This window comes from Aeromonas sp. QDB23 (assembly GCF_027707745.1).
In the GTDB taxonomy this organism is placed as follows: domain Bacteria; phylum Pseudomonadota; class Gammaproteobacteria; order Enterobacterales; family Aeromonadaceae; genus Aeromonas; species Aeromonas allosaccharophila.
The window spans coordinates 14,160-29,869 of the sequence record NZ_JAPCJA010000020.1 but is presented as its reverse complement, the minus strand read 5'-3'; the positions used below and the strand labels follow the sequence as shown (position 1 = coordinate 29,869).

14 protein-coding genes are annotated in these 15,710 nt (G+C 61.4%); 7 read left to right on the top strand and 7 right to left on the bottom strand.

Annotated elements, in window-relative coordinates; genetic code table 11:
• The first annotated feature begins 78 nt into the window (after positions 1-78).
• From PG888_RS10680 to PG888_RS10665, 4 genes are all read left to right on the top strand, one after another.
• Positions 79-285: a bacterioferritin-associated ferredoxin gene (locus PG888_RS10680; protein ID WP_042057580.1), complete on the top strand. Its 207-nt coding sequence runs from the start codon at positions 79-81 to the stop codon at positions 283-285.
• Between the two features lie 145 nt (positions 286-430).
• Positions 431-910 carry a bacterioferritin gene (bfr, locus tag PG888_RS10675; protein WP_042057581.1) on the top strand — a complete coding sequence of 160 codons (480 nt, stop codon included), beginning with the start codon at positions 431-433 and terminating at the stop codon, positions 908-910.
• A gap of 202 nt (positions 911-1,112) precedes the next feature.
• Positions 1,113-3,224, top strand: a complete 2,112-nt coding sequence (locus PG888_RS10670; RefSeq protein WP_042057583.1) for a DUF885 domain-containing protein — start codon at positions 1,113-1,115, stop codon at positions 3,222-3,224.
• Positions 3,225-3,312: 88 nt separating this feature from the next.
• Complete coding sequence (locus PG888_RS10665; protein ID WP_042023112.1) at positions 3,313-3,771, top strand: methylglyoxal synthase; 459 nt, start codon at positions 3,313-3,315, stop codon at positions 3,769-3,771.
• Positions 3,772-3,859: 88 nt separating this feature from the next.
• Here the strand turns inward: PG888_RS10665 and PG888_RS10660 are convergent, their stop codons facing one another.
• A complete protein-coding gene (locus PG888_RS10660) occupies positions 3,860-5,011 on the bottom strand; it encodes an iron-containing alcohol dehydrogenase (protein WP_270693368.1) in 1,152 nt (383 codons plus the stop codon).
• A gap of 245 nt (positions 5,012-5,256) precedes the next feature.
• On the opposite strand from PG888_RS10660, the gene PG888_RS10655 reads away from it, so the two are divergent.
• The gene (locus tag PG888_RS10655; protein WP_042023117.1) at positions 5,257-5,835 is read left to right on the top strand and encodes a hypothetical protein; all 579 of its coding nucleotides are present in this window, start codon (positions 5,257-5,259) and stop codon (positions 5,833-5,835) included.
• A gap of 199 nt (positions 5,836-6,034) precedes the next feature.
• Here the strand turns inward: PG888_RS10655 and PG888_RS10650 are convergent, their stop codons facing one another.
• A complete protein-coding gene (locus tag PG888_RS10650) occupies positions 6,035-6,460 on the bottom strand; it encodes a hypothetical protein (RefSeq protein ID WP_182938325.1) in 426 nt (141 codons plus the stop codon).
• Positions 6,461-6,933: 473 nt separating this feature from the next.
• On the opposite strand from PG888_RS10650, the gene PG888_RS10645 reads away from it, so the two are divergent.
• On the top strand, positions 6,934-8,406 hold the full coding sequence (locus PG888_RS10645; RefSeq protein ID WP_182938326.1) for a C69 family dipeptidase: 1,473 nt from the start codon (positions 6,934-6,936) through the stop codon (positions 8,404-8,406).
• Positions 8,407-8,467: 61 nt separating this feature from the next.
• Here PG888_RS10645 and PG888_RS10640 read toward each other — a convergent pair whose 3' ends face one another.
• Genes PG888_RS10640 through PG888_RS10630 form a run of 3 tightly spaced genes read right to left on the bottom strand, consistent with a single transcriptional unit; the run spans position 8,468 to position 10,057 of the window.
• On the bottom strand, positions 8,468-9,214 hold the full coding sequence (locus PG888_RS10640) for an SDR family oxidoreductase (RefSeq protein ID WP_182938327.1): 747 nt from the start codon (positions 9,212-9,214) through the stop codon (positions 8,468-8,470).
• Positions 9,215-9,270: 56 nt separating this feature from the next.
• Complete coding sequence (locus PG888_RS10635) at positions 9,271-9,516, bottom strand: DUF3624 domain-containing protein (RefSeq protein ID WP_234605319.1); 246 nt, start codon at positions 9,514-9,516, stop codon at positions 9,271-9,273.
• A 31-nt stretch (positions 9,517-9,547) separates the two neighbouring features.
• Positions 9,548-10,057, bottom strand: coding sequence for a GNAT family N-acetyltransferase (locus PG888_RS10630; RefSeq protein ID WP_182938329.1), 510 nt, complete (start codon positions 10,055-10,057; stop codon positions 9,548-9,550).
• A gap of 188 nt (positions 10,058-10,245) precedes the next feature.
• Between PG888_RS10630 and PG888_RS10625 the strand changes: the two genes are divergently transcribed.
• Positions 10,246-11,685, top strand: coding sequence for a RimK family protein (locus tag PG888_RS10625; RefSeq protein ID WP_042057599.1), 1,440 nt, complete (start codon positions 10,246-10,248; stop codon positions 11,683-11,685).
• A gap of 82 nt (positions 11,686-11,767) precedes the next feature.
• Here the strand turns inward: PG888_RS10625 and PG888_RS10620 are convergent, their stop codons facing one another.
• Positions 11,768-13,390 carry an alpha-amylase family protein gene (locus PG888_RS10620; protein ID WP_270693369.1) on the bottom strand — a complete coding sequence of 541 codons (1,623 nt, stop codon included), beginning with the start codon at positions 13,388-13,390 and terminating at the stop codon, positions 11,768-11,770.
• 109 nt (positions 13,391-13,499) lie between these two features.
• Positions 13,500-15,467, bottom strand: a complete 1,968-nt coding sequence (locus PG888_RS10615) for a TonB-dependent copper receptor (protein WP_270693370.1) — start codon at positions 15,465-15,467, stop codon at positions 13,500-13,502.
• Positions 15,468-15,710: the final 243 nt, after the last annotated feature.

Below are 15,710 nucleotides of genomic sequence, written 5' to 3'. Positions count from 1 at the left end.
GATCTTATTACCAATAGTTATTTGCATCACGAACCATTCTCATTTAGATTTCACTGCATTCCACAAGAGGTAACCATCATGTACGTCTGTTTGTGCCGCGGCATCACAGATACCCAGATCCGCAAGGCGGTGCAGTCAGGTAACAGCGAATTCCGCCAGCTCAAGCAGTCGCTAGAGGTGGGCGCCCAGTGTGGCAAATGCGTGCGAATGACCATGGAGATCATCGCCGCCGAGCTCGACACAATGGAGCAGGAACAATCCGTGCTCTACTACGAGGTGGCCTGACCCGGCCCCACCCTCTTCTGATTTGACCCGCCAGCAGGGTCACCCTTCCTCTCGGGCGAGCTGACTCGCCAGACCTCTTGTTGTCACTTTTCTGGACTAAGCTCTAACGATCGAAGCCTCAGGCACGAACCAAGGAGCACTGTCGATGAAAGGAGATCCCAAGATCATTGTCCACCTCAACAAGGTGCTGGCCAATGAGCTGATTGCCATCAACCAATACTTCCTGCACGCCCGCATCTACGATGACTGGGGCCTCAAGGCGCTCGGGCACAAGGAGTATCACGAGTCTATCGATGAGATGAAACACGCCGACGAGCTGGTCAAGCGGGTGCTGTTTCTCGAAGGGCTGCCCAACTTGCAGGATCTCGGCAAGCTGCGCATCGGTGAGACCGTCGAAGAGATGCTGCGCTGCGACCTGTCGCTGGAGATGGATGCCATCCCCGATCTCAGGGTCGCCATCGCCTATGCCGAGTCGGTGCAGGACTACATCAGCCGCGACCTGTTCCAGGAGATCCTGGAGGATGAGGAGGAGCATGTGGACTGGCTGGAGACCCAGCTCGATCTCATCGATCGCATCGGGCTGGAGAACTACCAGCAGTCGCAACTGCACCACGGTTCATCCTGAATAGTTATGGCATGAAAAAACGGTTAAAAAACCCGCTCAGGCGGGTTTTTTAATGTCTGGCTGCATAGCTTTTCACACCACTTATCAGCATGAAAAATAAGCGTATTTTTGCTATTCAGGTCGCAAAAACAGACGCCGAGTAGTTGCACTATTGGGGCCCCTCACAGGGACACACAATAACAACATGTGAAAGGACTACATCATGCACTTCCTACCCAACAAGCTCGCGCTAGCCTGCGCCATTGCCCTGTCTCTTGCCGCCTGCAATGACAACAGCTCGAACGCACCTGCAGATCCCGCAGCCACCAAAGCATCCCTGATGCAGACCATGGATGAGGCTCTGCGCGAGAGCCAGGCGCTCGACCCCTACGGTTTTGCCATCGATGCCGCCAGCATCGCCAAGCGCAAGGCACTCGACAGTTCTCTGCTCAAACGGCTGGATGCCCTGGATCCCTCGGTGCTAAGTGAGCGGGATCGGCTGTTCTACGACATGATCCGCTGGGACTTGCAGATCAATCTTGAAGGGTACGATTTACCCCAATCCCAGATCCCGATCCATCACTTCCGCAACCGTGTGGTGGATCTGGCAGATGACGTTGGCGCAGCCCCTGCCAGCGGCAAAGCAGCTCGCACCGTCAGCGGTGACTTCGACTATTTCGAGCACAGCTCGGCCGACCGGGTGGAACCGGGTGATGGCGCATGGCGACGCGATCTCGACCGCACAGACACAGCTCCGGCACTTGCAATGGCAACCCGGGCAAAGACAACAATGACCCCGCAGGCCTGGTACCAGGAACACCTCACCTGGCTCAAGGCATATGATGCCTATCTGGCCGAGGTGAAACACCAGTTCGAGCAGGCCAGTGTTCAGGGCAACACCTTGCCTGATGAGCTGGTAGACCGGCTGCTGGCCCAGCTCAACAGCAAGCTGGATGGCGACATGCTCGCTGGCGCCTACCTCGGCTGGCAGCAGTTGCCGGGGGATGCCGATGCCACACTGCGAGCAGACTACAAAGCCGTGTTGGACAGCATCAACAGCCGTTATCTGGCGCTGCGCGACTATCTGGATTACCAGCATGGCGGCGCCTATGCAGTGCGCCTGGGTAGTGGCGAGTGTGACGACGGTTTCTGTGGCATGACCAACGGGCGCGACTGGTATCGCTGGCTGCTGAAGAAGCACACCACCACCAATATGACACCGGAACAGGTTCATGAGCTGGGATTGAGCGAGGTAGAGCGGATCTTCGGTGCCATGGTCAAGGTGTGCCACACCGTTGGCAAGTGCGACAACGAAGACGTGGCCCAAAGCAAGCAGAGCGGCCAGATCTACGCCTTCTTCCGCTATCTGAACGAGCCTGCCTTCTTCTATCAGAACCCGCTGGCACTCTGGTCGGCTGGCCTCAACCCGGACAACGCGGCCGGTGCGACCCTGAACGGGCCGCAGCAGCAGGCACTGGCCGAACACGAGCGGGCATTGCAGGAGTACAACGTCTTCAAGAGCAAGGCGGCGCTGGTGCTGCCGGACTTCTTCGATGCCGAGCGCACCATTCCCAAGCTCGATTACGAGGTGGTGCCCGTCTCCTATGAAGATGCGCCATACGGCGGAGTGGCCTGGTATCAGGACGGCAACCCGCAGACCGGCCGCAAGGGACAGTTCGTCCTCAACACCTACTACCCCTATGGTCTGCAGAGCTGGAACATCAGCACCCTGCTGGCCCATGAGGCGGCGCCGGGCCACCACTTCCAGATCACCATCGCTCAGGAGCTGGCCGCCAAGGATCCCGACTTCCCGCAGTATGTGGCGAACGCCTCCTACACCGCCTATGCGGAGGGTTGGGCGCTCTACACCGAATATCTGGCGGATCACGACATGGGGCTCTATCAGGGACGGGGCCTCTATGATCCGGCGGTGGGAGACGTGAAGGTCGAGGGCTCGTCCGCCTTCAACAACCAGTTGCAATACTTTGGCCGTCTCAACGAGGAGATGCTCAGGGCGATGCGGCTGGTCGTGGATACCGGTATCCACTGGTATGGCTGGAGCCACGATCAGGCTGTCAACTACATGAAGGAGAACTCGGCGCTGGGTGCCGGGGACATCAGCTCCGAGGTGCCGCGCTACATGGCCTACACCGGTCAGGCGACCTCCTACAAGGCCGGCCAGCTGGCGCTGATCCGGATGCGGGAGTCGGCCGAGCAGGCGCTGGGTGGAGACTTTGACCTCAAGGCGTTCCACCACCATGTGCTGGAATACGGCATGTTGCCCATCTCGGTACTGGAGCAGAAGAACAAGCAGTGGATTGAACAGTCGAAGTGATCACAGTTACGGCGCCCGGCAAGGCAACGGGCGCCGCTTTCGATTAGGATACGGCTCTCTGCCAATAACAATGCTACGGACGATTTCCATGGAACAGATTGCACGCGAGATGGCGGCCCACAAGCGGGTGGCGCTGGTGGCTCACGACAACATGAAGACCCCGCTGCTGAACTGGGTGATGCGCCGCAAGGAGGAGCTCAAGCTCCACCATCTCTATGCGACCGGCACCACCGGCACCATGCTCGGCAAGAAGGCACAGCTGCCCATCACCTGCCTCTTCTCCGGCCCCATGGGGGGCGATCAGCAGCTCGGCGCCCTGATTGCCGAAGGGAAGATCGACGTGCTGATCTTCTTCTGGGACCCCCTCAATGCGGTGCCCCACGACCCGGATGTGAAGGCGCTGCTGCGGCTGGCGGCGGTGTGGAATATCCCGGTTGCCACCAATGAAGCGACCGCCGACTTCATCATGGACAGCCCCCACATGCAGCAGGCGTTCAGCGTGCAGATCCCGGATTACGCCGGTTATCTCAAGGCGCGTACCGAGTGATCCGCTGACCCCTCATGCAAAAGGGCCGCAACAAGCGGCCCTCTTTATTGGGGAAATGAATCACTCGTGGAAACCAATCGACACCGGCTTATAGCGCCCGGGCGAGAATGCGCGCCACCCGATCCGGGTCGATATCCTGATGTTCCCCGATCGCGGTACGCCCCACCCGCTTGAGGTTGGAGCAGACCGCCGGAATGCAGCTTTCGCTGAGACCATAGTCAGAGAGCCGGGTGCCCAATCCCATCTTCTGGAAGAACTGCTCGGTACGGATGATCGCCTCTTCAATGCGCAGGGCCTTGTCCTCGCGGGTCGAATGCCACACCCGCTCGGCAAACTGGGCCAGCTTGTCCTGCTTCTGGCTCGCCCGCTCACGGAGCAGTGAGGGGAGCACCACCGCCAGACTCTGGCCGTGATCCAGCCCGTAGAGCGCCGTCAGCTGATGACCGATTGCGTGAGCGGCCCAATCCTGCGGCACCCCGCAACCGATAAGGCCGTTGAGCGCCAGACTGGCGGCCCACATCAGATTGGCCCGCACCTGATAGTTGGCAGGCTCCGCCAGCGCTCTGGGGCCGTTTTCCACCAGCACCTGCAGCAAGCCTTCCGCCAGCCGGTCCTGCACATCGCCCCCCACCGGGAAGGTGAGGTACTGCTCGGTGATATGGATGAAGGCATCCACCACCCCGTTGCCGGTCTGACGGGGTGGCAGGCTGTAGGTGGTCGCCGGATCGAGCACCGCAAATTGCGGCTGCACCAGCGGGCTTCTGAAGGAGATCTTCACATCTCCCCGGCTCACCACAGAGGTGGGGTTGTTCTCAGATCCGGTGGCGGGCAGGGTCAGCACGCAGCCCATCGGCAGCGCCTGGTGCAAGCTCGCCTGTTTGCCGCAGATATCCCAAGGATCGCTCCCCTCATAGCAGGCCGCCGCCGCGACAAACTTGGTGCCATCCACCACCGAACCGCCGCCGACCGCCAGCAGGAAGTCGATACGCTCGCGCTTCACCAGCGCCACCGCCTCCATCAACAGCTCGTATCTGGGGTTGGCGCCGATGCCGGAGAACTCCTGCCACGTCCCCCCTGCCAGCGCCCGGGTCAGCTGCTCATAAACGCCGTTCTGCTTGATGCTGCCACCGCCATAGAGCACCAGCAGGCGACTGCCGGGCGGGATGAGCTCAGGCAGGCTGGCGATCTGCCCCTCACCAAAACAGATGCGGGTCGGGTTGGCATATTGGAAGTTGTACACGGCGGGATCCTCGACTTGAACAGAGCGGGGACATTGTGCGCCTGCGATCACGTCAGGTCAAAAACGGGAGCTGGTTATCAGAATGGAGATTGCCGGGCGTTGCAGAGGCATTTTCAGGTATGGCTCTGCTATGGTCTGTCAGGAGGGCGGGTAGCACCCAGGTGATCAGACTCCCCATCACTTTCCCATCCTGCTACCCCCGTCAGTTTTCATCCAATCCCTCGTCATACAGGAAGGTCTGAAATATGAAACTGAAGCATGCATGGATTGCTGGTCTGTTTACCCTCTCGACCACTCTGGTACAAGCCGCCGAGGTCATCGCAGGAGTCGACGTCGCTCCTGGGCAAGCCAGCCTGGCGCAAGAGCTCACGGCGAGTGCCACCGTGACCGCCATCGACCTGGAGACCCGCCAGGTCAGTCTGAAAAACGCAGAGGGTGAAACCTTCGATATCGTCGCTGGCGAGCAGGTTGCCAACCTGCCGAACGTCAAGGTCGGGGACAAGGTCATGCTCAAGTATCTGCAGATACTCGATGTAGAGCTGCTGAAAGGCACCGCAGGCATCAGAAAACGGATCGTGGAAGTGGATGGCGAACGGGCCGGGGCAGATGAGAAACCGGGTGGCGGTGTCGGCATGAAGGTGACCATCTATGCCGATGTCATCGGACTGAACAAACAACAGCAGACGGTCACCGTCAGAGGGGTGGATGAGACCCTGACCATCAAGATCAACAACCCGGAGCAGTTTAACCTGATTGCAGAGGGCGACCAGCTCAAGGCGGTTCAGACCAAAGCCATCGGGATCGGCATCGTCGCTAGCGAATAGTCCCGACCGGGCTGCTCAAACTGCCATGCAAGCGTAATGACGCCCGACTCGCGGCCACATGCGCGGCCACCATATCAAGCGGGAGGCAATATTGTCTCCCGCCTTCCTTACCCAGACCGTTCACTCCCCGAGCCACCATTCAGGGCAAGATCTTGCCTCTTCGCCCCGACTTGCCGGCCAATCCGGCACATCGCCGCCCCTACTTCTGGCCGGTCAGGCGATCCATCGCCTCTTTCAACATCTTCTCTCGCTGCTCGTTGAGCGGCTTGCTCTGCTCCGCCCGCTCCTCGGCGGTCAGCTGCTTGTTGTCGGCGATCGTCTTGAGCTTCTCCTCTATCTCGTTGAACTTCTTGCGATCGAAGCCCAGCGCCTTGTCCACCAGCTGCTGCACCACGCCCCCCTTGTCGGAACTCATATCCAGCGCCGGCGGCAGCTTGTTGTTCTTGGCCAGATGTTCGTAGGTCAGCACCTGCTGGGCCTGACCGGTCATGCGCTGGGTGGAGAGGCTGACCATCTCCTCCCAGCCACCGCCCTGACCGCCACTGCCGGCACTGTTGAGGGTGGCGAGGGCGCGGTTGTTGGATGCGCTCTGGGCAAGCTGCTGGCTGTAGGGTTTGATATCCATGGGGGCTCCAATTCGGTGCGCATCTGCGGCAATGGGCACAGGCTGATCCGGTCACATGGGGCGTCAGGCCCCACCATTACCAATAAAACCAGCAAGTTACAGGCCAACTTGTCAGATGGTGCAAGATCCCGCGCTATGGCGGCGCTCACCACGGCCCCCACGCAAGCAGGCGTCAGAATCATGACTCATCTGCTGCCGGTTCACGCTGTTTTGGCACATTTCACCGTCCGCGCGCCACGGCGCCAGAGAAAAGTCAGGAACAGCAGTTCGATCACAAAACAAACAACCAGCGAGGCATACAATTTTGGCGCACATCACAACCAGCCAGCCGTGTCATGGATGATCTGTTCGTAAAACCAATAACAGGCAGACCAATCTGCCGTGCTCGCTCCGCTGCCAGTTCGGAGTTGCGGCCTCCCCACACCTCATCCCCTCGTCTGACTCTCACTCACCGCAACCTTTCGGGCATAACTATGAAAAAACACACCTTGAGTCTTCTCTCCGCCACCCTGCTCACCCTGCTTGGCACCAGTGCCGATGCCTGTACCGGCCTTATCGTCGGCAAGGGGGCCAGTGCCGATGGCAGCGTAATGATCGCCAGAAACGAGGATTTTGGCGTCAACAACTGGAACAAGTATCTGGCCTTCCACCCGGCACAACAGAACGAGGGCAAGAGCTGGAAACTGGGCAACGGGCTGGAAGTGCCAATGCCCAAGGCGTTCTTCGCCTACTCCGCCATCCACGACTGGGATGCAACAACCAGCGACCCAGCAGGCAAATATTATGAGGAGCGCGGCATCAACGAGTTCAACGTCGCCATCTCGGCTACCACCAGCGCCGAGGTCAACGACAAGGCCCAAAAAGCGGATCCGCTGATCGAGAAGGGGGTCATCGAGGCCATCATCCCGACCCTGATCCTGCCGCAGGCCAAAACGGCCAAAGAGGGGGTCGAGCTGCTCGGCCGCTATGTGGAGCAATATGGCGCCGGTGAGGGCAACAGCCTCTATCTGGCGGATGTGAACGAGGCCTGGCTGATGGAGATTGGCTCCGGCCACCACTGGATCGCGGTGCGGGTGCCGAACGACAGCTACGCCATGGTGGCCAACGGCCTGCGCATCCACGGCGTCGCTCTCGACAGCGCCGATGTGCTGCACTCGCCCAAGCTGCTGGAGTTTGTACGCGAACACAAACTGCTGGATAACGCCGATCCGAAGGATTTCAACTTCGCCAAGGCGTTCGGGGTGATTGCCGATCCCTACAACGTGGATCGGGAGTGGCTCGGCCAGAAAATGCTGACCGCCAGCCAGAAACAGGCGACTCGGCTGGCGCAATATCCACTGTTTATGAAGCCGGATACTCCCATCGCTGTGCCGGACGTGGCCAGGGTGCTGAGCGCCACCTATGACGGCACGCCGCTGGCGGGCAAGGCAGAGCGGCCAATCCGCGTCGATCGCCAGCTGGAATCCCACGTCATCCAGCTGCGCAAAGAGATGCCCAAAGAGCTGCAGGGGCTGATCTGGCAGAGCTACGGCGTGCTGGCCGAATCTGTGATGGTGCCGCTCTACAACACCCTGGAAAACTACCCCCTGCCCTATCGCAGCGGCAGCGACAGCTACTCCGATGATTCCGCCTACTGGCAGTTCCGCAGCCTGACGGCGCTGGCCAACACCAATCCGGACAAATACCTGCCGCTGCTGCGAAACGTCTGGAGCAAGGAGAGCGCCAAGCTCTACAAGGAGGTCGCCGTGCTCGACAAGAGCCTCAAGCAGACCTACGCCAACGACAAGGCCACCGCCATCGGGCTGGCCGCCGACTACTCCTACGGCCAGCTGGAGCAGACCTATCAGATGGCCAAAGATCTGCGCTACAAGCTGATGACGGATCTGACCAAGAGCAGCGAGAAGAAATACTCGGAGGAGGAGTTCAAGAAGATCATGAGCCTGTAATCTGCTCGCCAACGCAAAGAGGCTCCCGAGGGAGCCTCTTTTGTTTCATCCAATGCAGCGATCAGCGGCGGCTGATATTGAGCGGGCCGAAGGTCTGGGCCACCGGCATGATCTCGATGCTGTTGATGTTGACGTGGGCGGGCTGCTGGCTCACCCAGAGCACGGTATTGGCGATGTCTTCCGGCTGGATCGCCTCCACCCCCTGATAGACGGTGGCCGCCTTGGCATCGTCACCGTGGAAGCGGACGTTGGAGAACTCGGTGCCGCCGCACAGGCCCGGCTCCACGTTGGTGACGCGAATGGCGGTACCCGCCAAATCGGCGCGCAGGTTGAGGCTGAACTGCTTCACGAACGCCTTGGTGGCGCCATAGACGTTGCCGCCCGGATAGGGGTAGGTGCCCGCGATGGAGCCGATGTTGATGACGTGGCCGCGATTGCGCGCCACCATGCCCGGCAGCAGCAGGCGGGTGAGCAGGGTCAGGCCGCTGATGTTGGTGGCGATCATCTGCTCCCAATCGTCCAGATCCGCCTTGTGGGCAGGCTCCAGCCCCAGCGCCAGACCGGCGTTGTTGACCAGCAGATCCACTTCGCTCCAGGCGGCTGGCAAACCGGTGATCGCGGCGCGGGTGGCCGCCTTGTCCTGCACGTCGAACACCAGCGGCAGAAACTGCTCGCCCAGCTCGTCAGCCAGCGCGGCCAGCCGCTCGGCACGGCGACCGGTGCCGATCACCTTGTAGCCCGCCTGCACCAGCTGGCGGCTGATGGCTTCACCAAAACCGGACGAGGCGCCCGTTACCATTGCAATCATCTGAACCTCCATATCTACACCGATATCGTTATTTATCTGTTTGAATCTATTCAGATTCATTCATCGCTCAATTCACGTCCGGTCGCCTTGCGCCAGACAAATACCACCAGATGGAGCAGAAACAGGCCCGAGCCCCCCAACGCAAACAGCAGGCCGGTGAGGGCGTTGACCGAGGTGTCGGCGCCGCACCACCACCAGACCAGCCAGCCGATCAGGCCGATGACGAAAGTCTGGATGGCACAGACCGGGCAACGCCCCAGCTTGGCCTTGATGGCGGTAGCAAGACAATTGTCGCAGCTCATCCTGCTCCTCGATGTTGCTCGTTCCACACGGCTAGCATGCCTGCAAAGGCGGCTTGCGAGCCACTCTGCGCCGCTCACGCTCCTCGTCGCTCACCAGCGGCAGCACCAGCCGGTGGGCGTGCTGGTCGCGGCCATAGTAGTCCGCCAGCCGCTGCTGGGGACGAAATCCCAACCCCTGATAGAGCGCCAGCGCCTCTTCGTTGGCGTCCCCCACCTCGAGGCGAATCGCCCCCCAGCCAGCGGCCTTGCCCTCCCGGATCACCTGCTCCAGCAGACGGCGGGCCCAGCCCAGACGGCGCACCGTCCAGCGGATGGCCAGCGCCTGAATGACCAGCCGATCCCAGCCTCTGTGCTCCAGCAGGCAGAGATAGCCCATCAGCTGATGCTTCTCATCCAGCAGCAACAGGGTGCGCCCCTTGGCGTGGGCCAGCAGATAGTGCCAGCGGCTGCGGCCAAAGGCGACTTCGGGGGGAAAACAGTAGCGTTCCAGATTAACGATGGCGCCCAGATCATCTGTTCGGGCCGCACGTACGGTCAACACGGGGAGTCCTTGTTCGGTTATTTATCTTCAGCACCAAAAATGCGACTTGTATCACAAGTTACCAAAGCGTCATATTAGGCACTGTAACCTCTTGTTTCCCCTCGCGCCATTGTCGTGCTTGTCGGTGCATCGAAGCCCACTGGGGATCCTGCCTTTTTTCAGGCAGTCTGATCTGTGGAGCCGAAAATATGAGTACCTATGTCATCGTCGAAGAGCTGGGCGACTGGCCTTACCATGCCGATTATCTGCTGACCGCCCGCACCTATCTGCAACATGGCGTGCCGACCACCGGCGGCCGACCCCGCATCATCAACCTCTGCCGCAATCTGGAGCACCTGAGCGCAGGCTACTACTGCTCGCTGCTGGCCCAGGCCCGCGGCCACCACTGCCTGCCGGGTCTGCAGGCCATCAGCCGACTGCAACCCCAGCAGCCACCGGCCAAGCTGTGGCGCAAGGCACAGGGGTGGCTGGCCCAGCAGAGCGAGGACAGGATCCGGGTGCGCGCCATCTTCGGCCAGTGTGAACAGAGCGAGCTGGCGGGGCTGGCCCGCTACTACTACGGCCTGAGCCAGTTGCCGCTGCAGGAGCTGACCCTCAAGCGCGGCCGTCATGGCTGGTCGGTACGCCAGCAGCAGAGCCTGTCACCGCTGGAGCTGAGCCCAAGCGAAAAGGCACTGATGCTGCACCATGCTCAGGCGCTGGTGGGCACCGGTGATGAGGAGCAGGCGGCGCCGCTCTACCAGCTCGCCATTCTGGTCGATCCCGATGATGGCCGCGCCAGCAGTGATGGGCTGGCGCTGGAGCGCTTTATCCGGGCTGCTGCCGCCCAGGGGATCCGGGCCGAGATCCTGCCACCGTCGGCCATCGAGCGGTTGCCGGAGTTCGACACCCTCTGGCTGCGGGCCGAAACCGCGGTCGGCCACTACACCTTCGAATTTGCCCGCCGTGCCGAGCAGCTCAAGATGCCGGTTATCGACAGCTCCCGCGCCATCCTCGCCTGCAGCAACAAGCTCTATCTCTACGAGCTGATGGTACGCAGCGGCGTGCCCATGCCGCCCACCATGGTGGTGACCCGTCGCGGTCGCCACCATGTGGATGAGCTGGTACAGCGGCTCGGCCTGCCGTTGATGGTGAAGGTGCCCGATGGCGCGCAGGGGCGCGATCTCGCCATGGCCAGCGACGAACAGCAGCTGGCCCGGCTGCTGGACGAAGGGCTGAGCCGCTCCGCCCTGCTCTTGGTGCAGAGCCGGATCCCCGCCGAGTTCGACTGGCGCATCGGTTTTCTCGATGGCTCGCCGCTGTTTGCCTGTCGCCGCTACCGGCCAGAGCCCGGTAACCGCATTCGCCGCCGCAAGCACCCGCTCGACATGAGCCGCATCGAGGCGTTGCCACTGAACGAGGTGCCGGAACGGGTACTGCAGACCGCCCGCCGCGCCGTCCATCAGCTCGGCAATGGCCTCTACGGGCTCGACTTGCGCCAGCAGGGCCGCGACTGCGTGCTGCTGGAGATCGTCGACAACCCCTGGATCCGCGGCGATATCGAGGACAAGGAGGCGCAGGATCTCTACGAGCGACTGGCCCGCGCCTTCCGCCAGCGGCTGGAAAACCGGGGCCAGACCACCGCATAACCCGCCATGACCTTTTCGCCACAATGACAGAGAGGGCCCCGCGATGGGGCCCTCTCTCATATCAAAGCGTACTGCCGCTGACTTATTGCAGGCGGAGGAAACGGCCACTCAAAGGGGGAAGCGCCACCGTCACACTGTCACTACCCAGGGCCAGACTCTCGCCACTTTGCAGATCCACCAGCGCACTGCCGCTGCGCAGCTTGTTGGTCGGCAGGTTGTAGCTGAGCGCCGAGGTAGAGAGGTTGAGCAGATAGACGACTTGCTCGCTCGCCGTCTGCTTGATGTCACCATAGAGGCTGCCGTCGGCCACCAGCTTGACTCGCTCCCCCTGATAGAGGGCGGGATGAGCGGCGCGCATCGCCAGCAGCTGGGCGAGCCACCCTTTCAATTCGGCCTGCTCGCTGTCCGGCACAAAGCCGGTGACACCGGGCACCTTGCCGTCGCTGCGGGCCACATGGTCATCGCACAAACCCTGCGCCGCACAATCACCGCTCACCTGCTTGGCAAAGCCCGGCACCTCGTCGCCAAACTCCTCGCCGTAATAGAAGGTGATGGGGCCGGAGCGGGCCGCCATAAAGCTGAAGGCTGCCTTGTGGCGCAGCCAGTACTCGGCCGGATTGAAGTTGCCGCGCTCCAGCAGATCGCCGAAACGCACCAGATCGTGGTTACCCAGCATCAGGTTCGGCATGGCGTGGCCGGGGTAGTTCTCCACCTTGTTCCAGCTGGCATCGAGCACACTGGCCCCCTGGCCCCCCTTGCCGGACTCCTCCACCGCCAGCGCCTGCACGATGCCGTAGCGCAACGGGAAGTCGAACGCCGAGGCGAGCGCCGGATTGTCGCTGCTGCCGTAAGCCTCGGCACGGATCTCGTCGGCACTCTTCCATACCTCGCCCACCATGTAGCCGAGGGTGCCCCACTGCTGACCGGCGGCCTTGCGTGTCGCGCTGGCTTGCTCCACTTCGCTGCGCATGGCACGCCACTCATTCAGATTGAGCTGATAAGCCTGATCGAGGCGCCAGCCGTCGATACCGTACTGCTCGACCCAGTAACGGGCCACCTCCTTGAAGTAGGCGAGGCTCTCCGGCTTGCTGTAATCCACCAGCTGACCGGGATAACCGGCACCACCGCCGGTGAGAGCGGGCAGACGCCCCTCTGGCGATGGCTTGCTCACACCCACCTTGTTGACGTGGCCAAACACCCCGTCGAGGAATACATAGAGACCGCGCTGGTGCGCCGCATCCACCAGCTGTTTGAGCTTGGCGTTGCTGCCAAAGTTGGGCTCCACGGTGAAAAAGTCGCAGGCGAAGTAGCCGGTGGCATCGAGCTTGTTGTCACCGCCTTGCCCTGCGCAGGAGTCGAATACCGGAGTGAGCCAGATGGCGTTGACGTTGAGACTCTTGATGTGGTCGAGGCTGTCGATGATCCCCTGCAGATCGCCGTTGTGCTGGGAGGGGCCATAACCGACGCCGTAGTTGGCACTGCCGTCACCATCGGCAAACGACTCCACCATCACCTGATAGATGCGCAGGTTGCAGGCGAGTTGATCATCGCCATAACAGGCGCGGTTGTTGACCAGATCGGTACGGTTGGGTACCGGTGGGATTATCTCGCCACCGGAAGAGCTGCTGCTACCGCTACCACCACAGGCCGCCAGTAACAGAGCGGCCCCGAGCAGGCCGCCATAGCGCAACGTTCCTTGTTTCATTGTTATGTTCCCGCTGTGAGAACAGGCGTCTGATACGCCTGTTTTTCACCATGATAGCGAGGCTCACACAGCGGTGTCTGTGACTGAAAACGTTATCTGACTCAACTGGTTAGAGCACGCCTGCCGAGGCAAAACGGTAGTTGAGCGAGAGCCAGTACGAGCGACCCGGCTCGGGGATACGGCCGCTCTGCTCGTAGCCAAGCCCCGCCTGACTGGCGTGCACCGACTTGGAGAGGTGCTCGTAATAGAAGGTGTCGAACAAGTTGTCTACCCCGGCCGAGAGCTGCCATCCCTTGGCAAACTGCCAGGCACCGCTCAGGTTCAGGGTGAAGAAGCCCGGGGTCTCCCCCTGATCCTGACCGGCGACCGTGCCGGACCAGAGATCCACCCGATCCTGCGCCGCCACCGCGCGCCCCAGCAGGGTGAAGTTCAGCGCCTCGTCTGGCTGCCAGCCTAGGGCCAGCTTGCCATCGAGCGGCGGCATCTGGGCCAGCGGCTTGTTGTCGCTGCGGTTTTCCCCATACACCACCGCCAGACCACCATCGAGACGCCACTGCTCGGCAAACTGCCAGCGCCCCTCCAGCTCGCCGCCCCGGGTCTGGGCATCGATGTTGCGCACCTTGTTCGACTTGCTGTTGTAGAGCAGGTAGTCCTTGATGTCGGCGCTAAAGAGGGAGAGGGTCAGATCCAGCTCGCGACTGCGCAAAGCCAGCCCCGCATCCCACTGACGGCTGCGCTCCGGGTTGAGGGTGAACGGGGTGCTGTCCTTGCTGCGCTCCCAGTAGTCCGGCGCACGCTCTGCCTGCCCCCACGCCAGATAGCTGGACCAGCGGGGCGACCACTGATACTCGTAGCGACCAAACCCGCTGTTCAGGGCCAGGGTGTCGCTGTAGAGGGTCTGTTCACCGGCGCCATAGCGGGTGGTCACTACCCGATCCTGCCGGTAGCCTCCTTTGTAGCTATGAGCCCCCTGCTGACGGCCCAGCTCGGCGAAGCCGCCCTGCTGCTCGAAACGCAGGGTGCGCTGGCGATCTTGCGTCGCATAATCGACGCCACCCCGGCTGCGGTGCTGATCCCGGTTGCTGTCGAACCCGGCGGTCAGCAACCAGTCGGCAGGTAAAGCGATGTCGTTGGCCCAGCGACCGCCGCTGTTGCGGCGATCCGGGTTGGAGAGCATCTTCATGCCGCTGTTTTGCCGCAGGCTGAAGTTGTCCATGATGTGGTCGATGTCGTTGTCCCACAGAGTCAGCTCGCTGCGCTGCCAATAACGGGTGATCTCCTCCTGCTTGAGCTTCAACCCGAAGGACTCCCGATCAAACATGGGGCCATCCATGGTGCGGTCCGCATAAGCGGCGCGGGCATTGCTGCGCTCGGCGGTGAGTTCCAGCCAGGTGTGCTCCCCCGGCGTCCAGCCAAGCTGCGCGGTGCCATTCTCGCGGCGATAGAAAGAGCGCACCTTGTTACCGTGACCATCGCGGTAATCGTCGCTATCGGAATGGGTGAACTGACCGCGCAGATAGCCATCGGTCGAACCCGCCGTCATATCCACCATCTGGTCATCGCGGCCAAAACTGCCGTAGAGAGCCGAGGCATCGGCCTTGAGACCCGGCGCGGTGAACTCGGGCCTGTCCCGCTCGAACAGCACGGTTCCCGCCAGCGTGGCCCCCTGCTCGAGGGATTGCGGCCCCTTCAGCACCCGGATCCGGTCAAAAGATTGGGGGAAGACGTAAGCAGTGGGTGGATCCATGCGACCACCGCAGCCGCCAGCCAGCATGCCGCCATCCATCTGCACGTTGAGGCGGGACATCCCCATCCCCCGCAGCACGGGATCGCCGCCCAGCCCCCCTTTACGCACCATACTCATGCCGGTGACATTCTTCAGATAACCGGCGCCGTCGGCAGCGGGCATCGGGGAACCGGGCTTCTTGGGATCCAGCGTCACCTCCAGCGTGCTGGCCGGGCGAGTTGCCACCACCACCATGGGATCCAGCTGTTGAACCGGTTCCTGACCGGCGGCGCCGTGACAGGCGAGCCCGCCCACCAGCAGGGCAAGAGGAGTGCGCATATGACAAGCCATACATTTTCCTTATGTATTTGTTTATTTTGTTTTTTTTCATTAAACCCACCAAACCTTTCACTAGGGGAAAGGTTTACCATCAGGCCGCAAAAAAGGCCTGCGGCGTGAAAGCGGCAAGCCTCTGTCGGGGGAAAGCGAAGGCAGGTTGGCAAAATGTTGCGCAGGTTTTACCCAAGTTCATTCATAAAGGCAAACGGACAAACATTCCAGTAACAGGAATCTGGCGTTGGCTCACAAAAAGCG